General features: G+C 64.8%; 21 protein-coding genes. 18 read left to right on the top strand and 3 right to left on the bottom strand.

From position 1 onward, the window contains the following. Positions 1-190 precede the first annotated feature (190 nt). From hslV to F3J45_RS22875, 7 genes are all read left to right on the top strand, one after another. The gene (gene hslV, locus F3J45_RS22905) at positions 191-721 is read left to right on the top strand and encodes an ATP-dependent protease subunit HslV (protein ID WP_027920652.1); all 531 of its coding nucleotides are present in this window, start codon (positions 191-193) and stop codon (positions 719-721) included. Positions 722-795: 74 nt separating this feature from the next. Continuing rightward, entirely contained in the window at positions 796-2,142 is a 1,347-nt protein-coding gene (gene hslU, locus F3J45_RS22900; protein ID WP_370526457.1) for an ATP-dependent protease ATPase subunit HslU, read from the top strand. A 227-nt stretch (positions 2,143-2,369) separates the two neighbouring features. Then, complete coding sequence (locus F3J45_RS22895) at positions 2,370-2,747, top strand: gamma-butyrobetaine hydroxylase-like domain-containing protein (protein WP_167068333.1); 378 nt, start codon at positions 2,370-2,372, stop codon at positions 2,745-2,747. A 354-nt stretch (positions 2,748-3,101) separates the two neighbouring features. After that, positions 3,102-4,781: a class II poly(R)-hydroxyalkanoic acid synthase gene (gene phaC / locus F3J45_RS22890; protein ID WP_167068330.1), complete on the top strand. Its 1,680-nt coding sequence runs from the start codon at positions 3,102-3,104 to the stop codon at positions 4,779-4,781. 62 nt (positions 4,782-4,843) lie between these two features. Next, the gene (phaZ, locus tag F3J45_RS22885; protein WP_167068328.1) at positions 4,844-5,695 is read left to right on the top strand and encodes a poly(3-hydroxyalkanoate) depolymerase; all 852 of its coding nucleotides are present in this window, start codon (positions 4,844-4,846) and stop codon (positions 5,693-5,695) included. Between the two features lie 55 nt (positions 5,696-5,750). Continuing rightward, complete coding sequence (gene phaC / locus F3J45_RS22880) at positions 5,751-7,433, top strand: class II poly(R)-hydroxyalkanoic acid synthase (protein WP_167068326.1); 1,683 nt, start codon at positions 5,751-5,753, stop codon at positions 7,431-7,433. A gap of 13 nt (positions 7,434-7,446) precedes the next feature. After that, the gene (locus F3J45_RS22875) at positions 7,447-8,061 is read left to right on the top strand and encodes a TetR/AcrR family transcriptional regulator (protein WP_167068324.1); all 615 of its coding nucleotides are present in this window, start codon (positions 7,447-7,449) and stop codon (positions 8,059-8,061) included. Between the two features lie 107 nt (positions 8,062-8,168). Here the strand turns inward: F3J45_RS22875 and F3J45_RS22870 are convergent, their stop codons facing one another. From F3J45_RS22870 to F3J45_RS22860, 3 genes are all read right to left on the bottom strand, one after another. Further along, positions 8,169-8,942, bottom strand: coding sequence for a phasin family protein (locus F3J45_RS22870; protein ID WP_167068322.1), 774 nt, complete (start codon positions 8,940-8,942; stop codon positions 8,169-8,171). A gap of 10 nt (positions 8,943-8,952) precedes the next feature. Then, positions 8,953-9,372 (bottom strand): phasin family protein, encoded by a 420-nt coding sequence (locus tag F3J45_RS22865; protein WP_167068320.1) that lies wholly within the window; start codon positions 9,370-9,372, stop codon positions 8,953-8,955. 108 nt (positions 9,373-9,480) lie between these two features. Beyond that, positions 9,481-9,756 (bottom strand): polyhydroxyalkanoic acid system family protein, encoded by a 276-nt coding sequence (locus tag F3J45_RS22860; protein WP_167068318.1) that lies wholly within the window; start codon positions 9,754-9,756, stop codon positions 9,481-9,483. A gap of 124 nt (positions 9,757-9,880) precedes the next feature. Between F3J45_RS22860 and ubiE the strand changes: the two genes are divergently transcribed. The 11 genes from ubiE to F3J45_RS22805 all read left to right on the top strand — a co-directional run bounded on the left by ubiE (position 9,881) and on the right by F3J45_RS22805 (position 20,164). Beyond that, positions 9,881-10,651, top strand: coding sequence for a bifunctional demethylmenaquinone methyltransferase/2-methoxy-6-polyprenyl-1,4-benzoquinol methylase UbiE (gene ubiE, locus F3J45_RS22855; protein WP_167068316.1), 771 nt, complete (start codon positions 9,881-9,883; stop codon positions 10,649-10,651). Continuing rightward, positions 10,651-11,274 (top strand): SCP2 domain-containing protein, encoded by a 624-nt coding sequence (locus F3J45_RS22850; RefSeq protein ID WP_167068314.1) that lies wholly within the window; start codon positions 10,651-10,653, stop codon positions 11,272-11,274. Before ubiE ends, F3J45_RS22850 begins: the two co-directional genes overlap by 1 nt. Next, the gene (ubiB, locus tag F3J45_RS22845; RefSeq protein WP_167068311.1) at positions 11,271-12,893 is read left to right on the top strand and encodes a ubiquinone biosynthesis regulatory protein kinase UbiB; all 1,623 of its coding nucleotides are present in this window, start codon (positions 11,271-11,273) and stop codon (positions 12,891-12,893) included. The genes F3J45_RS22850 and ubiB overlap by 4 nt, the downstream gene beginning before the upstream one ends. 72 nt (positions 12,894-12,965) lie before the next feature. Next, positions 12,966-13,358, top strand: coding sequence for a phosphoribosyl-AMP cyclohydrolase (gene hisI / locus F3J45_RS22840; RefSeq protein ID WP_167068307.1), 393 nt, complete (start codon positions 12,966-12,968; stop codon positions 13,356-13,358). Between the two features lies 1 nt (position 13,359). After that, positions 13,360-13,695: a phosphoribosyl-ATP diphosphatase gene (locus F3J45_RS22835; RefSeq protein WP_167068303.1), complete on the top strand. Its 336-nt coding sequence runs from the start codon at positions 13,360-13,362 to the stop codon at positions 13,693-13,695. 104 nt (positions 13,696-13,799) lie between these two features. Next, positions 13,800-14,072: a twin-arginine translocase TatA/TatE family subunit gene (locus F3J45_RS22830; protein ID WP_167068300.1), complete on the top strand. Its 273-nt coding sequence runs from the start codon at positions 13,800-13,802 to the stop codon at positions 14,070-14,072. A 3-nt stretch (positions 14,073-14,075) separates the two neighbouring features. Then, positions 14,076-14,444: a Sec-independent protein translocase protein TatB gene (gene tatB, locus F3J45_RS22825; RefSeq protein ID WP_167068297.1), complete on the top strand. Its 369-nt coding sequence runs from the start codon at positions 14,076-14,078 to the stop codon at positions 14,442-14,444. Then, on the top strand, positions 14,441-15,232 hold the full coding sequence (tatC, locus tag F3J45_RS22820; protein ID WP_167068294.1) for a twin-arginine translocase subunit TatC: 792 nt from the start codon (positions 14,441-14,443) through the stop codon (positions 15,230-15,232). Before tatB ends, tatC begins: the two co-directional genes overlap by 4 nt. Continuing rightward, positions 15,229-15,936 carry a 16S rRNA (uracil(1498)-N(3))-methyltransferase gene (locus F3J45_RS22815; RefSeq protein ID WP_167068291.1) on the top strand — a complete coding sequence of 236 codons (708 nt, stop codon included), beginning with the start codon at positions 15,229-15,231 and terminating at the stop codon, positions 15,934-15,936. The genes tatC and F3J45_RS22815 overlap by 4 nt, the downstream gene beginning before the upstream one ends. Before the next feature lie 100 nt (positions 15,937-16,036). After that, complete coding sequence (locus F3J45_RS22810; RefSeq protein WP_167068288.1) at positions 16,037-17,953, top strand: methyl-accepting chemotaxis protein; 1,917 nt, start codon at positions 16,037-16,039, stop codon at positions 17,951-17,953. 267 nt (positions 17,954-18,220) lie between these two features. Then, positions 18,221-20,164 (top strand): methyl-accepting chemotaxis protein, encoded by a 1,944-nt coding sequence (locus F3J45_RS22805; protein WP_167068285.1) that lies wholly within the window; start codon positions 18,221-18,223, stop codon positions 20,162-20,164. The last annotated feature ends 142 nt before the right edge of the window (positions 20,165-20,306 follow it).

The following is a 20,306-nucleotide window of genomic DNA, read 5'->3' as shown; positions in this document are numbered from 1 at the left end:
CCAGAGGTCGCGAAAGGGCGGCACAGCCGCCCAGGGCCGCAAAGCGGCCCTTTTCGCGACCTACGGTCGCTCCTACCATTGGCCGCGCCAGGTTCAGCAACCATTCATCCCCTTCGGTTGAAATTCTTCCCCCCACCCCCATATGAGTCTGCATCAGGCAATTTTGCCCCGCTGCGTGGAGACTCTCCCCTTGACCACCATCGTTTCTGTCCGCCGTAACGGCAAAGTCGTCATGGGCGGCGACGGCCAGGTATCCCTCGGCAACACCGTGATGAAAGGCAACGCGAAAAAAGTCCGTCGCCTGTACAACGGTGAAGTGATTGCCGGTTTCGCCGGTGCCACCGCCGATGCGTTCACCCTGTTCGAACGCTTCGAGGCCCAACTGCAGAAACACTCCGGCCACCTGGTGCGTGCCGCCGTGGAGCTGGCCAAGGAATGGCGCACCGACCGCTCCCTGAGCCGCCTGGAAGCCATGCTGGCCGTGGCCAACAAGGACGCCTCGCTGATCATCACCGGCAACGGTGACGTGGTCGAACCCGAAGACGGCCTGATCGCCATGGGTTCCGGCGGCGGCTACGCCCAGGCTGCGGCGCGTGCCCTGCTGAACAAGACCGACCTGTCGGCCCGGGAAATCACCGAGGCCGCCCTGAACATCGCCGGTGACATCTGCGTGTTCACCAACCACAACCTGACCATCGAGGAGCAGGACCTGGCCGAGTAAATCAGCTGTTCTGGCGCTCCGCCCCGGTGGCGGAGCTTTTCCACGCTGATAAGCCCCGTGCAAGGACCCTATTGATCATGTCCATGACCCCCCGCGAAATCGTCCACGAACTCAACCGCCACATCATCGGCCAGGACGACGCCAAGCGCGCCGTCGCCATCGCCCTGCGCAACCGCTGGCGGCGCATGCAACTGCCTGCCGAATTGCGTGCTGAAGTCACGCCAAAGAACATCCTGATGATCGGCCCTACCGGCGTCGGCAAGACCGAAATCGCCCGCCGCCTGGCCAAGCTGGCCAACGCGCCGTTCCTCAAGGTCGAAGCCACCAAGTTCACCGAAGTGGGCTATGTGGGCCGCGATGTCGAGTCGATCATCCGTGACCTGGCCGATGCTGCCCTGAAAATGCTCCGCGAGCAGGAAATCGTCCGCGTGCGCCACCGCGCCGAAGACGCCGCCGAAGACCGCATCCTCGACGCCCTGCTGCCGCAGGCGCGGGTCACCAGCTTCAGCGAGGAAGCGGCACAAAGCAGCAGCGACTCCAACACCCGCCAGCTGTTCCGCAAGCGCCTGCGCGAAGGCCAGCTGGACGACAAGGAAATCGAAATCGAAGTGGCCGAGAACGTGGGCGTGGAAATCGCTGCGCCGCCCGGCATGGAAGAGATGACCAACCAGCTGCAGAGCCTGTTCGCCAACATGGGCAAGGGCAAGCGCAAGAGCCGCAAGCTGAAGGTCAAGGACGCGCTGAAGATGGTGCGCGACGAGGAAGCCAGCCGCCTGGTCAACGAAGAAGAGCTCAAGGCCAAGGCCTTGGAAGCGGTCGAACAGCACGGCATCGTGTTCATCGACGAAATCGACAAGGTGGCCAAGCGCGGCAATGTCGGCGGCGCCGATGTGTCCCGTGAAGGCGTGCAGCGCGACCTGCTGCCGCTGATCGAAGGCTGCACCGTCAACACCAAGCTGGGCATGGTCAAGACCGACCACATTCTGTTCATCGCCTCCGGTGCGTTCCACCTGAGCAAGCCAAGCGACCTGGTGCCAGAGCTGCAAGGCCGCCTGCCGATCCGTGTCGAGCTCAAGGCGCTGACCCCGGAAGACTTCGAGCGCATCCTGCAAGAGCCGCATGCCTCGCTGACCGAGCAGTACAGTGCTCTGCTCAAGACCGAAGGGCTGAACATCGAGTTCGCTGCCGACGGCATCAAGCGTTTGGCCGAAATCGCCTACCAGGTCAATGAAAAAACCGAGAACATCGGAGCCCGCCGCCTGCACACCCTGCTTGAGCGCCTGCTCGAAGAGGTGTCGTTCAGTGCAGGCGATTTGGCCAGCAGCCACGACGAAGCACCGATTCGTATCGATGCGGCGTATGTGAATGGCCACCTCGGTGAGCTGGCGCAGAACGAAGACCTGTCGCGGTACATTTTGTAAGACCGCAGGGGCCGCTTTGCGGCCCATCGCGACCTGGCGGTCGCTCCTACCGGAGAATCGCATTCCGTCGCAGGATTGCGGTCCGGCGGTGCATCGCGGTCCGGCGGCGGATCACGGTTCCTGGTAGGAGCGACCGCAGGTCGCGAAAAGGGCTGCAAGGCAGCCCCCTTGCACAATCCCCGGAATCTCCCGAAGCTTGCAACATCTGCTCACAAGAGATTCCCGCCATGGCCCGCCTGCCCACCGCCATCAACCTGCACAAAGCTTCCAAGACCCTCAGCCTCACCTACGCCCCCGGCGAGGTCTACCAGCTGCCCGCCGAGTTCCTGCGCGTGCACTCCCCTTCCGCCGAGGTCCAGGGCCACGGCAACCCCATCCTGCAATTTGGCAAGATCAACGTCGGCCTCGTCGGCCTGGAACCTGCCGGCCAATACGCCCTGAAACTGACCTTCGACGACGGCCATGACAGCGGCCTGTTCACCTGGGAGTACCTTGAGCAGTTGTGCCTGCGCCAGGCGCAGCTGTGGGCCGAGTACCTGGATGAACTGCACAAGGCCGGCAAATCCCGCGACCCGGCCGAATCCGTGGTCAAACTCATGCTCTAGCTCAACGCTTCCAGGCTTTAGAGCGCATTTTCTAATCTCATCTGTTTGAATGCCTTACAGACAACTCTTAAACGGGTTGTCTTGCGCATTACATGAAAGTCGGGTAACCAATGGAGCTGGCAAGTTCCCTGCATCGCCTTGAAGGCGATCAGGCACTGGTCGGTATGTAAAAGGTCGCGAGCGAAAGCAGGCTGTCTTCACACGCAGAATCCCCCGCAGCTCATCGCCGAAAGCATCCGGCCCGCAGCACCGCTGTTCCTTATCACTGGTCACCCGAGTAGCAGTACCGGGCTGTCCGCCGGGGCACAGGCCTTGGCAAACCGGTACTCGTCTCAGGACAACGGAGCGTCGTAGATGAGTAACAAGAACAACGATGAGTTGCAGCGGCAGGCCTCGGAAAACACCCTGGGCCTGAACCCGGTCATCGGCATTCGCCGCAAAGACCTGCTGAGCTCTGCTCGTACTGTGTTGCGCCAGGCCGTGCGCCAGCCGCTGCACAGCGCCAAGCACGTGGCGCATTTCGGCCTGGAGCTGAAGAATGTGTTGCTGGGCAAGTCCAGCCTGGTGCCGGAAAGCGACGATCGCCGCTTCGCCGACCCGGCCTGGAGCAAGAACCCCCTGTACCGCCGCTACCTGCAAACCTACCTGGCCTGGCGCAAGGAGCTACAGGACTGGATCGGCAGCAGCGACCTGTCGCCCCAGGACATCAGCCGCGGCCAGTTCGTCATCAACCTGATGACCGAGGCCATGGCGCCCACCAACACCCTGTCCAACCCGGCAGCGGTCAAGCGCTTCTTCGAAACCGGCGGCAAGAGCCTGCTCGACGGCCTGTCGAACCTGGCCAAGGACATGGTCAACAACGGCGGCATGCCCAGCCAGGTGAACATGGAAGCCTTCGAGGTGGGCAAGAACCTGGGCACCAGCGAAGGCGCGGTGGTGTACCGCAATGACGTGCTGGAGCTGATCCAGTACAGCCCCATCACCGAGCAGGTGCATGCCCGCCCGCTGCTGGTGGTGCCGCCGCAAATCAACAAGTTCTACGTGTTCGACCTGAGCCCGGACAAGAGCCTGGCCCGCTTCAGCCTGCGCTCGCAGCAGCAGACCTTCATCATCAGCTGGCGCAACCCGACCAAGGCCCAGCGCGAATGGGGCCTGTCGACCTACATCGATGCGCTCAAGGAAGCCGTCGACGCGGTGCTGTCGATCACCGGCAGCAAAGACTTGAACATGCTCGGCGCCTGCTCCGGCGGCATCACCTGCACCGCATTGGTGGGCCACTACGCCGCGCTCGGCGAGCAGAAGGTCAATGCCCTGACCCTGCTGGTCAGCGTGCTCGACACCACGGTCGATACCCAGGTGGCACTGTTCGTCGACGAGCAGACCCTGGAAGCGGCCAAGCGCCACTCCTACCAGGCTGGCGTGCTCGAAGGCAGCGACATGGCCAAGGTGTTCGCCTGGATGCGCCCCAACGACCTGATCTGGAACTACTGGGTGAACAACTACCTGCTCGGCAACGAGCCGCCGGTGTTCGACATCCTGTTCTGGAACAACGACACCACGCGCCTGCCCGCCGCGTTCCACGGCGACCTCATCGAGATGTTCAAGAACAACCCGCTGACCCGCCCCGACGCCCTGGAAGTGTGCGGCACCTCCATCGACCTCAAGCAGGTCAAGTGCGACATCTTCAGCGTCGCCGGCACCAACGACCACATCACCCCGTGGCACTCGTGCTACCGCTCGGCGCACCTGTTCGGCGGCAAGATCGAGTTCGTGCTGTCCAACAGCGGCCATATCCAGAGCATCCTCAACCCACCCGGCAACCCCAAGGCGCGCTACATGACCGGTGCCGACCGCCCGGGTGACCCAGCAGCCTGGCAGGAAAACGCCGAGAAACATGCCGACTCCTGGTGGCTGCACTGGCAAGCCTGGCTGGGCGAGCGCTCGGGCGAGTTGAAGAAGGCCCCGACCCGCCTGGGCAACCGCACCTATGCCGCCGGGGAAGCATCGCCAGGGACTTACGTCCACGAGCGTTGAGCTGCAATGCCGTGGCGGCCCGCTGGGCACCACGGCGATTTTTTCACCACCGAGCCACGTGCATGTCGCAACCCTACGTTTACCGCACCGTTGAACTGGACGACCAATCCATCCGCACCGCCGTGCGCCCAGGCAAGCCACACCTGACGCCGCTGCTGATCTTCAATGGCATCGGCGCCAACCTGGAGCTGGTATTCCCGTTCATCGAGGCCCTGGACCCGGACCTGGAGGTGATCGCCTTCGACGTGCCGGGCGTGGGTGGCTCGTCCACCCCCAAGCATCCGTACCGCTTCCCAGGCCTGGCCAAACTGTGTGCGCGCATGCTCGACTACCTGGACTACGGCCAGGTCAACGTCATCGGCGTGTCCTGGGGCGGCGCCCTGGCCCAGCAGTTCGCCCATGACTATCCGGAGCGTTGCAAGAAGCTGGTGCTGGCCGCCACCGCCGCCGGTGCGGTGATGGTGCCGGGCAAGCCCAAGGTGCTGTGGATGATGGCAAGCCCGCGGCGCTACGTGCAGCCCTCCCACGTGCTGCGCATCGCGCCGCTGATCTACGGGGGCGGCTTTCGCCGCAACCCGGACTTGGCCATGCACCACGCAGCCAAGGTGCGCTCGGGCGGCAAGCTGGGCTACTACTGGCAGCTGTTCGCCGGCCTTGGCTGGACCAGCGTCCACTGGCTGCACAAGATCCAGCAGCCAACCCTGGTGCTGGCCGGTGACGACGACCCGCTGATTCCCTTGATCAACATGCGCCTGCTGGCCTGGCGAATTCCCAATGCCCAGCTACACATTATCGACGACGGTCATTTGTTCCTGATCACCCGGGCCGAGGCCGTCGCCCCCATCATCATGAAGTTTCTCCAGCAAGAGCGTCAGCGCGCGGTCATGCACCCCAGCCCCGCCACCGGTGGCTGATTTGTTGCTTGCTGTTGCATGAAACCAAGCCGTGGCCTGACAACGGAGTGTTGCCATGAAAGAAAAAACGGCCAAGGGAACGTCAACGCTTCCCGCCACCAGCATGAACGTACAGAACGCCATCCTCGGTGTGCGCGGCCGTGACCTGATCTCGACGTTGCGCAGCGTGGGCCGCCACGGCCTGCTCAACCCCCTGCACACCGCCCGCCACCTGGTGGCCCTGGGCGGCCAGCTGGGCCGGGTGATGCTCGGCGACACGCCTTACCAACCCAGCCCGCGGGACACTCGCTTCAACGACCCGACGTGGAGCCAGAACCCGTTCTACCGGCGCGGCCTGCAGGCCTACCTGGCGTGGCAGAAGCAAACCCGCCTGTGGATCGACGAAAGCCACCTGGACGACGACGACCGCGCCCGTGCGCACTTTCTGTTCACCTTGATCAACGACGCCCTGGCACCGAGCAATTCGCTGCTCAACCCGCTGGCGGTGAAGGAGCTGTTCAACACCGGTGGGCAGAGCTTGGTACGCGGCGTGGCCCACCTGCTCGACGACCTGCGGCACAACGACGGCCTGCCACGCCAGGTGGACGAGCGCGCCTTCGAGGTGGGTGGCAACCTGGCGGCCACCCCTGGCGCGGTGGTGTTTCGCAACGACCTGCTGGAGCTGATCCAGTACAAGCCGATGAGCGAGAAGCAACACGCCCGGCCGGTGCTGGTGGTGCCACCGCAGATCAACAAGTACTACATCTTCGACCTGCAGCCGAACAACAGCTTCGTCCAGTACATGCTCAAAAGCGGCCTGCAGGTGTTCATGGTCAGCTGGCGCAACCCCGACCCGCGCCACCGCGAATGGGGCCTGTCGAGCTACGTGCAGGCACTGGAAGAAGCCCTGAACGCCTGCCGCAGCATCAGCGGCAGCCGCGACCCGAACCTGATGGGCGCCTGCGCAGGTGGCCTGACCATGGCCGCGCTGCAAGGCCACCTGCAAGCCAAGCACCAGCTGCGCCGGGTGCGCAGCGCCACCTACCTGGTGAGCCTGCTCGACAGCAAGTTCGACAGCCCCGCCAGCCTGTTCGCCGACGAGCAGACCATCGAGGCGGCCAAGCGCCGCTCCTACCAGCGCGGCGTGCTGGACGGTGGCGAGGTGGCGCGGATTTTCGCCTGGATGCGGCCCAACGACCTGATCTGGAACTATTGGGTCAACAACTACCTGCTCGGCAAGACCCCACCGGCCTTCGACATCCTCTACTGGAACGCCGACAGCACGCGCCTGCCAGCGGCCCTGCACGGCGACCTGCTGGACTTCTTCAAGCTCAACCCGCTCACCCACGCCGCCGGGCTTGAGGTGTGCGGCACGCCGATCGACCTGCAACAGGTGGACCTGGACAGCTTCACCGTGGCGGGCAGCAACGACCACATCACCCCGTGGGATGCGGTGTATCGCTCGGCGTTGCTGCTGGGCGGCGAGCGCCAGTTCGTGCTGGCCAACAGTGGGCATATCCAGAGCATCATCAACCCGCCGGGCAACCCCAAGGCGTATTTCCTCGAGAACCCCAAGCTGTCCAGCGACCCGCGTGCCTGGTTCCACGACGCCCAGCGCCGCGAGGGCAGCTGGTGGCCGTTGTGGCTGGAGTGGGTGACGCCGCGCTCCGGGCCGCTGAAGGTGCCGCGCACCGAGCTGGGCAACAGCACCTACCCACCGCTGGGCCCTGCGCCAGGCACGTATGTCCTGAGCCGATGAGTACCCCGACTGGATGAAGACCCGCGACCGGATACTCGAATGCGCCCTGCAGCTGTTCAACCAGCAGGGCGAGCCCAACGTCTCGACCCTGGAGATCGCCAACGAGCTGGGCATCAGCCCGGGCAACCTGTACTACCACTTCCACGGCAAGGAGCCGCTGGTGCTGGGGCTGTTCGAGCGCTTCGAGGAAGCCCTGGTGCCCCTGCTGGACCCACCGCTGGAGGTGCGCCTGGAGGCCGAGGACTACTGGCTGTTCCTGCACCTGATCGTCGAGCGCATGGCCCAGTACCGGTTCCTGTTCCAGGACCTGTCCAACCTGACCGGGCGCCTGCCAAAGCTTGCGCGCGGCATGCGCAGCTTGATAAACGCGCTCAAGCGCACGCTGGCGGCCTTGCTGGCCAGCCTCAAGGGGCAGGGCTTGGTGACCAGTGAAACCCAGGCGCTGGGGCAACTGGTGGAGCAGATCACCTTGACCCTGATGTTCTCGCTCGATTACCAGCGGGTGCTGGGGCGCGAGGGGGATGTGGGGATCGTGGTGTACCAGGTGATGATGCTGGTGGCGCCGCATTTGCAGGAACAGGCGCGGGCGCAGGCTGAGCAGTTGGCGGTGCGGTATCTAGAGGGGTAGGCCTGACACGGGTGTGTTGCTGCACCGACGCATTCGCGGGGCAAGCCCGCTCCTACAGGAGCGGGCTTGTCGGGACGCCGAACCGCCGCGAAGGCATCACGCCGCGATCAGAGCAGCGAACCGGTGCTGGCCGGTGCCGATGGCGGGTTGCTGGCCGGGGCGGCGCTTGGGGCCGGTGCCGGGGTAGCCGCCGGTGCGGCGCTGGCAGCCGGTGCAGCTGGCTTGGCGGCAGCAGGCTTGGCCGGGGCTTTCTTCACGGCCGGTTTCTTCGCCGCGACAGGCTTGGCTGCAACCGGCTTGGCAGCAGGTTTTGCGGCTGGCTTGGCCGCTGCGGTCTTGGCCGCTGGCTTAGCGGCGGCCGTTTTAGCCGCCGGCTTGGCCGCTGCCGTTTTTGCCGGGGCCTTGGCCAGTGGCTTGGCAGCAGCCTTGGCCGCTGCCGGCTTGGCGGCGGCCGAGCGCGAGGAGATCGGGGTAACCGACGCACCGGTCAGTTTCTCGATCTGCTTGGTCAGGCTGTCGACCTGCTGGTGCAGGGCCTTGATCTCGTTGCGGCTTGGCACGCCCAGGCGCGAGATGGCGCTGTTCAGGCGCTTGTCGAAGGCTTCTTCGAGTTCGCTCCACTTGCCCAGTGCACGGTCCTTCACCCCGGAAACCCGCGAGGTGGTCGAGGACTTGGCGCTTTCTGCCACGTCTTCAGCGGTTTTCTTTGCCTGCTTCTCGGCCTTTTCGCCGTCCTTCACCAGCGAGTCGAACAGCTTCGGCCCATCCTGGTCGACTTTCGAATAGATACCCAGCCCTGCCAGCCAGATCTTGCGGGAGTATTTCTCGATCCCGCCAATCCAGGAGCTGCCTTCTTTGTCGGTACTCTTCTTGCCAGCCATCCTGCTCTCCTTATGGTTTGTGCGCGACGCGCTCAAGCAGCTCATGCAGCTGTTCAAGCTTGATGGACAACGCCTCAACGTCATGTTTAGACGGAATGCCAAGGCGATTCAAGGCGCGGCCTACCCGTGCGTCGAAAGCTCTTTCGATCTTGTCGAGCTGCAGCTCGACCTTGCCACGTACGCGGCTGACTTCTTCACCGGCTTCTTCGAGCTGGTGGTTGGCGGCATCGAGCTCTTTGTCGATGCGCTTCTTGCCACGTTTCTCGACGCCTTCACCAGCTTTTACCAGTTCCTTGAAGTAGTCGGAACCTTCCTGGCCGACACGGGCGTAGGCGCCGATACCGGCGAGCCAGATCTTGCGCGCATAACCGCGCACTTCGCTCAGGGTGCCCGGAGCGTCGTCCTTGTGCTTCACATTCACTTTGGCCATGTTCTGTACCTCATGCTCATGAGTGGAGGGAGGAACCGCCCATGGAGGTTGGGCTTGAGCACAAGGTAGAGAGGGAAATTAGAATCTTCACCCTAAGGTGGCAGGGCCTCAGGCCAGGGCCTTGTCCAGCGCCCGTTCGATCTCGCCCTTGATGGTGCCGCTCATCATCGACAGCATCATGCCCAGCTTCAGCTCCACGCGGATGCTGTCTTCGCCAATGTGCACGCTGCCGTTGGCGCCGCTGCGCGCCACATCCACCCGGTCACCGTTCCAGGTGGCCTTGAGGTCGTATTCGCGGCTGAGCTTGTCGACCAACGCTTCGGCCTTGGCGCGGGCGGCTTCGCGGCCGAGGGAGTGTTTGCGTTCGACGCTGATCTGGGTCATGCGGGTATTCCTGGGTATGTAGACATAATGGGCATTATGCCCGCGCCTGCCCCGGGGCACACCCCGCCAAGACAAATCCGCCCGTTCGCCCTAGAATGGCGGTAATTTTTTCCGGTGAAGCGATATGAACGACCAGCGCAAAGGCGAACACGCCGAACCCACCACCCACTTCGGCTACCAGGACGTGCCTGAAAGCCAGAAGGCGAAGAAAGTCGCCGAAGTGTTCCACTCGGTGGCCGCCAAGTACGACCTGATGAACGACGTGCTCTCCGGCGGCATGCACCGCTTGTGGAAGCGCTTCACCATCGAGCTGTCGGGCGTGCGCGCCGGCAACCGCGTGCTGGACATCGCCGGCGGCACCGGCGACCTGGCCGCCAAGTTCTCGCGCTTGGTAGGCCCGAGCGGGCAGGTGGTACTCGCCGACATCAACGATTCGATGCTCAAGGTTGGCCGTGACCGCCTGCTCGACCGCGGCGTGGCCGGCAACATCGAGTTCGTTCAGGCCGACGCCGAAAAGCTGCCGTTCCCGGACAACCACTTCGACTGCGTGACCATCGCCTTTGGCCTGCGCAACGTCACCCACAAGGACGCAGCCATCCGCTCGATGCTGCGCGTGCTCAAGCCCGGTGGGCGGCTGTTGATCCTGGAATTCTCCAAGCCGACCAACAAGCTGATGTCCAAGGCCTACGACGCCTACTCGTTCGCCTTCATGCCGCTGGCCGGCAAGCTGATCACCAATGACGCCGAGAGCTACCGCTACCTGGCCGAATCGATCCGCATGCACCCCGACCAGGAAACCCTCAAGAGCATGATGGTCGAGGCCGGTTTCGACCGTGTCACCTACCACAACATGACCAGCGGCATCGTTGCCGTGCACCGGGGAATCAAGCCCTGATGCTGCTGGCCGGGCTGCTCGCCAGCGTCGAACATGGCCTGAACCGCGTGCTGCGCATGGACAGCACGGCCTTGCCGCGCCTGGCCGCGCTGGAAGGCAAGGTCATCGAGATCGACTGCCGCCAGCCCGCCCTGCGGGTGTTCATCCTGCCCGATGAAGAAGGCCTGATGCTCGCCGCCCACTGGGAAGGTGAAGTCGACTGCAGCCTGCGCGCCCCGGCCGGCAGCCTGGTGCAACTGGCCGTGGCCCGCGACAAAACCGCCGTGCTGCACAGCCCGCAGGTGGAACTGCATGGCGACAGCGCCGTGCTGCTCGACCTGTTCGGCGTGCTGCAGGACCTGGAGCTGGACTGGGAGCACGAGCTGCAACGCTGGCTGGGCCCGGTGGCCACGGCGATGCTGGCCGGGCACATTCGCCTGCGCGCACGCTGGACCCGCCAGGGCCTGGGACGTTTCAGCGACAACCTGTCCGAATACCTGGCCGAAGAGTCGCGCACCCTGGTGGGCAAGCGCGAAGCCGAAGCCGCCTTCAGCGAGCTCGACAGCCTCAAGCTCGACATCGAACGCCTCGAGGCGCGCCTGCAGCGCCTCTCCCGATCCCTTGATACCAGCGATAACGCATGAAGCTGCTCGCCGTCCGCCGTCTTTTCCGCATCCAGCGCGTGGTGATCCGCTACCGTCTCGATGACCTGCTGTTCGACCAACCGCTGCTGCCCTGGTGGCTGGCCAGCTTGCGCCTGCTGATGCCGTGGCGCTGGCTGCCCCGCAAGCCCTCGGCGCTTAGCCGTGGCGCACGCCTGCGCCTGGCGCTGCAAGACCTGGGGCCGATCTTCATCAAGTTCGGCCAGCTGCTGTCCACCCGCCGCGACCTGCTGCCCAACGACATCGCCGATGAGCTGATGCTGCTGCAGGACCGCGTGCCGCCGTTCGACCCCAAGCAGGCCGTGGCGCTGATCGAGTCGCAGCTGGGCGCGCCGGTGGCGCAGCTGTTCAGCCGCTTCGACGTCGAGCCGCTGGCCTCGGCCTCGGTGGCCCAGGTGCACGCCGCCCGCCTCAAAAGCGGCGAGGAAGTGGTGGTCAAGGTGGTGCGTCCTGGCCTCAAGCCGGTCATCGCCCAGGACCTGGCCTGGCTGTTCCTGATCGCCAAGGCCGCCGAGCGCGCCTCGGCCGATGCCCGCCGCCTGCACCCGGTGGAAATCGTCGGCGACTACGAGAAAACCATCTACGACGAGCTCGACCTGCTGCGCGAGGCGGCCAACGCCAGCCAGTTGCGGCGCAACTTCGAAGGCTCCGAGCTGATGTACGTGCCCCAGGTGTACTGGGACTTGTGCCGGCCCAAGGTGCTGGTGATGGAGCGCATCTACGGGGTGCCGGTGACCGACATGGCCACCCTGGCCGACCAGCGCACCGACATGAAGCTGCTGGCCGAGCGCGGCGTGGAGGTGTTCTTCACCCAGGTGTTCCGCGACAGCTTCTTCCACGCCGACATGCACCCGGGCAACATCTTCGTCAGCACGGTCAAGCCGTGGAGCCCGCAGTACATCGCCATCGACTGCGGCATCGTCGGCAGCCTCACCGCCGAGGACCAGGACTACCTGGCGCGCAACCTGATCGCCTTCTTCAAGCGTGACTACCGCCGTGTGGCCCAGTTGCACATCGATTCAGGCTGGGTGCCGGCACACACCAAGGTCAATGAATTCGAAGCGGCGATTCGCACCGTGTGCGAACCGATCTTCGAAAAACCGTTAAAGGATATTTCCTTCGGCCAGGTGCTGATGCGCCTGTTCCAGACGGCGCGGCGCTTCAACATGGAAGTGCAGCCGCAGCTGGTGCTGCTGCAAAAGACCCTGCTCAACATCGAAGGCCTGGGCCGCCAGCTGTACCCGGACCTGGACCTGTGGAGCACCGCCAAGCCATTCCTCGAACGCTGGATGCGCGAACGCATGAGCCCCAAGGCGGTGATCGGCAACCTGTACAGCCAGGCCGAACAACTGCCGCACCTGGCGGGCATGACCCGCGACCTGCTCGAACGCCTGTCGCAGCCGCACCTGCAAGACCCGCCACTGCCCGAGCGGCGCCGCCAGGGCGACCGCTGGGCCCTGCGCCTGCTCGGTGCGGGCCTGCTCGCCGGGGGTGCGGTGCTGGCCGCCAGCGCCGCCGAGGCCGCCAGCCTGGCTGCCCCGGCCGCTTGGCCGGCCTGGTTGATGCTGGCCGCCGGCCTTTACCTGATCGTGCGCCAATAGCCAGCCGCGCTGCTGGCTGGCACACTAGCGCAAAGGGCCCGGCACAGGAGCGGGCCCGTTTTGGAGTCGACGATGAAAGACTGGCTGGACGAGATCAAGTGGAACAGCGATGGCCTGGTACCGGCAATCGCCCAGGACCACAAGACCGGACGCGTGCTGATGATGGCCTGGATGAACCGCGAGTCGCTGGCGTTGACCGCCGCCGAGCAACGCGCCATCTACTGGTCGCGTTCCCGTGGCAAGCTGTGGCGCAAGGGCGAGGAGTCCGGCCATGTGCAGAAATTGCATGAACTGCGCCTGGACTGCGATGCCGACGTGATCATCCTGATGGTCGAGCAACTGGGCCATATCGCCTGCCACACCGGCCGTGAAAGCTGCTTCTACCGCGTCTTCGAAGGCGGCCAGTGGAAAATCGTCGACCCGGTCCTGAAAGACCCGGATGCCATCTACAGCGCAGGACACTGACATGAGCGACACCCTCGACCGCCTGGCTGCCGTGCTCGAAGAGCGCAAGCAGGCCGCCCCCGACAGCTCCTACGTGGCCAGCCTGTACCACAAGGGCTTGAACAAGATCCTGGAAAAACTCGGCGAAGAGTCCGTCGAGACCATCATCGCCGCCAAGGATGCGGCGCTGAGCAAGGATTGCAGCGATGTCATCTACGAAACCGCAGACCTGTGGTTCCATAGCCTGGTGATGCTCAGTGCGCTGGGCCAGCATCCGCAAGCCGTGCTCGATGAGCTGGACCGCCGGTTCGGGCTGTCCGGGCACGATGAGAAGGCAGCGCGACAGCCGTCTGCCTGATAGTTTCGGGGGCGTTACTACACGCCTGCTCCCACAACGGGTGCACCGCTAGCCCTCGGGGTAACTAGCCCTCAGGGTAAACAGACAATTTTCAGGAGTACGAAATGGGTATTTTTGACTGGAAACACTGGATCGTCCTGCTGGTGGTCGTGGTACTGGTCTTCGGCACCAAGAAGCTGAAGAACTTCGGCAGCGACCTGGGCGAGTCGATCAAGGGCTTTCGCAAGGCCATGAACGACGAAGAGAACAAGCCGGCCGAGCAAACCCCGCCGCCTGCCCAGCCCGTGCCACCGGTGCAGAACACTGCCCAGCCACAGCAGGGCCACACCATCGAGGGCCAGGCCCAGCCGGTCCAAGAGCCACAGCGGAAAGACTGACCCATGTTCGGCATCAGCTTCAGCGAACTGCTGCTGGTAGGCCTGGTTGCCCTGCTGGTGCTCGGCCCCGAGCGCCTGCCCGGCGCCGCGCGCACTGCGGGGCTTTGGATCGGCCGGCTGAAGCGCAGCTTCAACGCGATCAAGATGGAGGTCGAGCGCGAGATCGGCGCCGACGACATCCGCCGCCAGTTGCACAACGAGCACATCCTGCAGATGGAAGAGGAAGCCAAGCGCATCCTCAACCCGCAAACGCCGCCGGCCCAGCCGCCCGCCGCCGCCCAGCCGGGCGCAACGCCTGCCCCGCCTGCTGCCGAACAGGCCGCCGCCCCGGCCACACCGCCTGATCAGCCTCAACCGCCGCGAGCCCCATGAGCGAAAACCCGGAACACGACCAGCCCATGCCGCTGGTCTCGCACCTGACTGAACTGCGTACCCGCCTGCTGCGCTGCGTGGCCGTCATTTTCCTGATCTTCGCCGGGCTGTTCTCCTTCGCCCAGCAGATCTACACCCTGGTGTCGGCGCCCCTGCGCGAGCACCTGCCGGCCAACGCAACGATGATCGCCACCGACGTGGCCTCGCCGTTCCTCACGCCGTTCAAGCTGACGATGATCGTCTCGCTGTTCCTGGCCATCCCGTTCATTCTTCAGCAGATCTGGGGCTTCATCGCACCGGGGCTGTACCGCCACGAAAAGCGCATCGCCATTCCCTTGCTGGTGTCGAGCATCCTGCTGTTCTACGCCGGCATGGCCTTCGCCTACTACCTGGTGTTCCCGTTGATGTTCAAGTTCTTCGCCGCTGCCACCCCGGCCGGCGTGACCATGATGACCGACATCACCGCCTACCTCGACTTCGTGATGACCCTGTTCTTCGCCTTCGGCGTGGCCTTCGAGATCCCGGTGGCGGTGGTGCTGCTGGTGTGGATCGGCGTGGTCGACGTGAAGTACCTGAAGAAAGTGCGCCCTTACGTAATCATCGGCTGCTTCGTGGTCGGCATGATCCTGACGCCGCCGGACATCTTCTCGCAAACCCTGCTCGCGGTGCCCATGTGGCTGTTGTTCGAGATCGGTGTGCTGTGCGGTGGGCTGATCCGCAAGCGCAGCCACGCTGACGACGAAGCCAGCAACGACCACAACGACCAGCCGCCAGCGACCTTGCCGTGAACCTGTTGCTTCTTGAAGAGGCCGACTTCGTTGCGGCCGACCGCGTCGTGCTCGCCGACCGACGCTTCACCCACATGCAGGATATCCACGGCGTGGCGGTGGGCGACAGCCTGCGCGTGGGCCGCATCGGCGGGCTGATGGGCAAGGCCACGGTGCTGCGCCTGGAGCAGCACGAAGCCGAGCTGCAGGTAGCCTTCGACCAACCGCCACCGGCCAAGCTGCCGCTGACCTTGGTACTGGCCGTGCCGCGCCCGAAGATGCTGCGCCGGCTGTTCCAGACGGTGGCGACCCTGGGCGTGCAGCGGCTGATCCTGGTCAACAGCTACAAGGTCGAGAAAAGCTTCTGGCAAACCCCCTTCCTGCACCCGGACAGCATCCGCGACAACCTTATCCTCGGCCTTGAGCAGGCGCGTGACACGGTGCTGCCGGAAGTGCTCATCGAAAAGCGCTTCAAGCCCTTCGTCGAGGACCGCCTGCCGGCCATAGCCGCCGGCACCCTCGGCCTGGTCGGCCACCCCGGCCCCTACCCCGCTTGCCCGCGCGCCGTCGAAGGCCCGGTAACCCTGGCCATTGGCCCGGAAGGGGGCTGGATTCCCTATGAAGTGGACTTGCTCGGCAAGGCCGGCCTTGCCCCCGTGCAACTGGGCGAGCGCATCCTGCGGGTGGAAACGGCGGTAACTGCCCTGCTCTCAAGGATTTTCTGACAAGCGGGTCAGCTTTTCACTATCAAGTTTCCCCGGCGCGCGCCGATGGTGTGGCATCACTACAATAAAGCCGTGCTGCCACACTGCCGGGGAGTCGAACATGTACCAATGGTTAGCCCAATCGCTGGGGAACGTAAGCGTCAATCGCAAGCTGGGGCTGGGCTTCGGCCTGGTGCTTCTGTTGACCCTCGCCATTACCTTGACCGGTTGGCAAGGCTTGAACAGCGTCACTGAGCGCGGTGACAAGCTGGGCAATATCTCGCTGATCCACCAGTACACCCAGGAGCTGCGCATCGCCCGCCAGCACTACCAGCGCGACCGCAACGACGCCGCCATCGGCGAGCTGGAAAAGGCCCTGGGCAACCTTGAGCGCCAGATCAGCACCATGCTCGCGCAGATCGACCAGCCCGCCGACCGCCAGCGCCTGCAACAACAGCAGGCCGCGCTGAGCCAGTACCAGCAGGCCTTCCAGGACATCAAGCAATCCGGCCAGCGCCGTGAAGCCGCGCGCGGCGTGCTGGGTGACACCGCCGACAAGGCGGTTGCCCTGATCAGCCGTGTGCAGCAACGCCTGCTCCAGGCCGGCGACCTTGGCCAGTACCAGTATGCCGTGGAGGTCAGCGCCCTGGTGCAGCAGGCGCGCTACCAGGTGCGCGGCTACACCTACAGTGGCAATGCCGACTACCAGCAAACCGCATTGCAGGCCATCGACCAGGCCCTGGCCGAACTCAAGGCGCTGCCGGCCAAGCTGCCCGCCGAATACGCCGCAAGCCTGGATGATGCCGCCACGGCGCTTGCCGGTTACCGCGATGCGGTGAACCAGTTCAGCAGCGCCCAAAGCGCCAGCGAGCAAGCCCTGCAGCGCATGGCCGACCAGGGCTCGGTGTTGCTGCAGACCAGCGAGGCGATGACGGTTTCGCAAACCGAGGTACGCGATGCCGGCACCCACCAAGCCAAGCTGATGCTCGCCAGCGCCACCGTGCTGGCGCTGGTGCTGGGCCTGCTGGCGGCCTGGGCCATTACCCGGCAGATCATCATTCCGCTGCGCCAGATCCTCGCCGCCGCCGAGCGCGTCGCCAACGGTGACCTGCGCCAGGACCTGCAGTCCAGCCGCCGCGATGAACTCGGCCAGCTGCAAGCCAGCATGCAGCGCATGACCCAGGGCCTGCGCGAGCTGATCGGCGGCATCGGCGACGGCGTCACCCAGATCGCCAGCGCCGCCGAGCAGTTGTCGGCAGTTACCGAGCAAACCAGTGCCGGGGTGAACAACCAGAAGGTCGAAACCGACCAGGTGGCCACCGCGATGAACGAAATGGCCGCCACCGTGCATGAGGTGGCGCGCAATGCCGAGCAGGCCTCGGAGGCCGCGGCGATGGCCGACCAGCAGGCCCGCGAGGGTGACCGGGTGGTGGGCGAAGCCGTTGCGCAGATCGAGCGGCTGGCCAGCGAGGTGGTGAACTCCAGCGAGGCGATGAACCAGCTCAAGGCCGAGAGCGACAAGATTGGCAGCGTGCTCGACGTGATCAAGTCGGTGGCCCAGCAAACCAACCTGCTGGCCCTCAATGCCGCCATCGAGGCGGCTCGCGCCGGTGAGGCCGGGCGTGGCTTTGCCGTGGTGGCCGACGAGGTACGCAGCCTGGCCCAGCGCACCCAGCAGTCCACCGAGGAAATCGAGGAACTGATCGCCGGCCTGCAAAGCGGGACGCAGCGTGTGGCCAGCGTGATGGACGCCAGCCGCCAGCTCACCGACAGCAGCGTCGAGCTGACCCGCCGTGCCGGCAGCTCGCTGGAAACCATCACCCATACGGTGTCGTCGATCCAGGCGATGAACCAGCAGATTGCCACGGCGGCAGAGCAGCAGAGCGCCACGGCCGAGGAGATCAACCGCAGCGTGATGAATGTGCGGGACATTTCCGACCAGACCTCCGCGGCGAGCGAGGAGACGGCCAGTTCCAGCGTTGAGCTGGCGCGGTTGGGGACGCATCTGCAGGGGTTGGTGGGGCGGTTCAGGCTCTGAGCCGAGCGTGTGTTAACGCCAAGATTGTAGGAGCGGGCTTGACCCGCGAAGCAGGCGACGCGGTGGATGGCACCGGCTTTGCCGGTGTTCGCGGGGCAAGCCCGCTCCTACAGGGGGGTTGCAGGCTCAACATTTTTCCCACTGTCTGTGGCGAATTTTCCTACATAAGTTTCAGGTCAAGTCCTACAGCCCCTCCGCCGATGGGCAGGGATGGGATGCCGGCACTCCGCCAGCACCCCTACCCTCTCAATCGGAAGGAGACCTGCCATGTTCGGCTACCTCAACCACAGGCTCGGCAATATCAGTGTCGCCGCCAAGCTCGCCCTGGGCTTCGCCGTGGTGCTGGCCCTCACCCTGGCCACCACGGTCAGCGGCTGGCGCGCCCTGGACGGCGCCATTACCCGCTCGGAACAACTCAGTGAAATCGGCCGCATCAACGACCTGACCAAAGACCTGCGCGCCGAGCGCATCACCTACCGCGTACTCGCCGACGACACCAGCAAAGCGCAGATCGCCGCCACCTTGCAGCAACTCGACAGCATGCTGACCACCCTGCAACAGCGCAGCAGCGTGGACGAGTCGCGCCAGTTGCTGACCCAGAAGCTGCAACTGCTGCAGCGCCTGCAGGCCGACTTCACCGCCCTGCAACAGGCGGTAGAGAACCGCGGCGCACAACGTATCGCCATGCAGGAGCAGGAGCAGAGGCTCAACGATGTGATCGATGAGCTGCAAACCCAGGCCCTGCTGAAGATGCCGGCCGACAGCCAGCAAAATGGCGTACTGACCCGTATGGATACCCTGGGCCGCCAGGTCGAGACGGCCAACCAGCAAAGCCTGGTGCCCGCCTACACCTTCTCGCCCCTCGAAGACTTCGCCAAGGTGGGCGACACCGCCCTGCAAGGCGCCGACAACAGCCTTGGGCAACTGCTTCGGGAGCTGGCCCCGCTGGGCTTGCCGCGCACACTGACCGACCAGCCCGGCATCGAACTGGCCAAATACCGCGCCCGCCTGGACCAGTACCGCAAGACGGCGGTCAAGGTCGAGCAGTTGCAGCAAAGCATGGAGCAGATGGGCAACGACCTGCGCGCAGTGAGCGTGGAGCTGGGCCAGCGCAAGGTGGCGCAACGCGACAGCGAAGCCCTGGCCGCCCGCTCGCTGCTCACCAGCGTGGCCTTGCTGGCCCTGGTGGTGGGGGTGATCGCCGGGTGGCTGATTACCCGGCAGATCACCCAGCCGCTGCACCACACCCTGGCCCAGGCCTCGCGCATCGCCCAGGGCGACCTGTCCCAGGTGGAAACGGTCGAGCGCAGGGATGAGATGGGGCAGTTGCAGGTCAGCATGCGCGAGATGACCCTGAGCCTGCGGGAGCTGATCGGCGGCATCGACAAAGGCGTCGGCCAACTGTCACTGGCGGCCTCGCAGCTGGCGGTGAGCAGCGAGGACACCAAGCTGCGCATCGGCCAGCAGCGCGAGGAAACCGACCAGGTGGCCACGGCCATGAACCAGATGAGCGCCACCGTACAGGAGGTGGCGCAGAATGCCGAACAGGCTTCCCAAGCCGCCTCGGAGGCCGACCACCAGGCGCAGCTGGGCGATGAGGTGGTGAGCGAGGCGATTGCACGTATCGAGCGGCTGGCCGGGCAGATGGACCACTGCATGGCCGCCATGCAGCACCTGGCGGGGGAAAGCCAGCGCATTGGCAGCATCCTCGATGTGATCAAGTCGGTGTCGGAGCAGACCAACCTGCTGGCGCTGAACGCGGCCATCGAGGCGGCCCGGGCCGGGGAAGCGGGCCGCGGCTTTGCCGTGGTGGCCGATGAGGTGCGTGGGCTGGCCCAGCGTACCCAGCAATCGACCGAGGAAATCGAGCAGTTGATCTGCAGCCTGCACAGCGGCACCGACGAAGTGACACGCCTGATCGACGACAGCAAGCGGCTGACTGAACAGAGCGTGGAGCTTAGCCGCAAGGCAGGGCACGCCTTGGGCCAGATCACCGACACGGTATCGAGCATCCAGGGCATGAACCAGCAGATTGCCACGGCCAGCGAGGAACAAAGCGTGGTGGCCGAGGAAATCAACCGCAGTGTTATCAGCGTGCGCGATGTGTCGGACCAGACCAGCGCGGCCAGTGAGAAGACAGCGGCTTCCAGCGGGGAATTGGAGCAGCTGGGGCAGCAATTGCGGGGAATGGTGGGGCGGTTCAGCCTCTAGTGCCGTGTCGCGGCCTTCGCGGGTGTACGACCGGAGACATCGTTTACATCGTAAACCGGGGACATGGTTTACACATTTGAGGCTTGGACGCGGTTTTCACCCCGTCCAAGCCTCCCCAGGAGATGGTCACACAGGAACACAT

Source organism: Pantoea sp. Ap-967 (assembly GCF_011752565.1).
In the GTDB taxonomy this organism is placed as follows: Bacteria; Pseudomonadota; Gammaproteobacteria; order Pseudomonadales; family Pseudomonadaceae; genus Aquipseudomonas.
Note: the sequence above shows the minus strand (reverse complement) of the source record. Positions and strands in the feature narration are given on the sequence as shown.

What these genes read in the sequence shown, in the direction of transcription:
- F3J45_RS22850 (WP_167068314.1), top strand. Translation starts at nt 10,651, where the DNA reads ATGCTGCTGGCCGGGCTGCTCGCCAGCGTCGAACATGGCCTGAACCGC.
- tatC (WP_167068294.1), top strand. Translation starts at nt 14,441, where the DNA reads ATGAGCGAAAACCCGGAACACGACCAGCCCATGCCGCTGGTCTCGCAC.
- F3J45_RS22860 (WP_167068318.1), bottom strand. Translation starts at nt 9,756, where the DNA reads ATGACCCAGATCAGCGTCGAACGCAAACACTCCCTCGGCCGCGAAGCC.
- hisI (WP_167068307.1), top strand. Translation starts at nt 12,966, where the DNA reads ATGAAAGACTGGCTGGACGAGATCAAGTGGAACAGCGATGGCCTGGTA.
- F3J45_RS22830 (WP_167068300.1), top strand. Translation starts at nt 13,800, where the DNA reads ATGGGTATTTTTGACTGGAAACACTGGATCGTCCTGCTGGTGGTCGTG.
- phaZ (WP_167068328.1), top strand. Translation starts at nt 4,844, where the DNA reads ATGTCGCAACCCTACGTTTACCGCACCGTTGAACTGGACGACCAATCC.
- F3J45_RS22835 (WP_167068303.1), top strand. Translation starts at nt 13,360, where the DNA reads ATGAGCGACACCCTCGACCGCCTGGCTGCCGTGCTCGAAGAGCGCAAG.
- F3J45_RS22895 (WP_167068333.1), top strand. Translation starts at nt 2,370, where the DNA reads ATGGCCCGCCTGCCCACCGCCATCAACCTGCACAAAGCTTCCAAGACC.
- F3J45_RS22870 (WP_167068322.1), bottom strand. Translation starts at nt 8,942, where the DNA reads ATGGCTGGCAAGAAGAGTACCGACAAAGAAGGCAGCTCCTGGATTGGC.
- F3J45_RS22805 (WP_167068285.1), top strand. Translation starts at nt 18,221, where the DNA reads ATGTTCGGCTACCTCAACCACAGGCTCGGCAATATCAGTGTCGCCGCC.
- tatB (WP_167068297.1), top strand. Translation starts at nt 14,076, where the DNA reads ATGTTCGGCATCAGCTTCAGCGAACTGCTGCTGGTAGGCCTGGTTGCC.
- ubiB (WP_167068311.1), top strand. Translation starts at nt 11,271, where the DNA reads ATGAAGCTGCTCGCCGTCCGCCGTCTTTTCCGCATCCAGCGCGTGGTG.
- phaC (WP_167068330.1), top strand. Translation starts at nt 3,102, where the DNA reads ATGAGTAACAAGAACAACGATGAGTTGCAGCGGCAGGCCTCGGAAAAC.
- F3J45_RS22810 (WP_167068288.1), top strand. Translation starts at nt 16,037, where the DNA reads ATGTACCAATGGTTAGCCCAATCGCTGGGGAACGTAAGCGTCAATCGC.
- F3J45_RS22875 (WP_167068324.1), top strand. Translation starts at nt 7,447, where the DNA reads ATGAAGACCCGCGACCGGATACTCGAATGCGCCCTGCAGCTGTTCAAC.
- F3J45_RS22865 (WP_167068320.1), bottom strand. Translation starts at nt 9,372, where the DNA reads ATGGCCAAAGTGAATGTGAAGCACAAGGACGACGCTCCGGGCACCCTG.
- phaC (WP_167068326.1), top strand. Translation starts at nt 5,751, where the DNA reads ATGAAAGAAAAAACGGCCAAGGGAACGTCAACGCTTCCCGCCACCAGC.
- ubiE (WP_167068316.1), top strand. Translation starts at nt 9,881, where the DNA reads ATGAACGACCAGCGCAAAGGCGAACACGCCGAACCCACCACCCACTTC.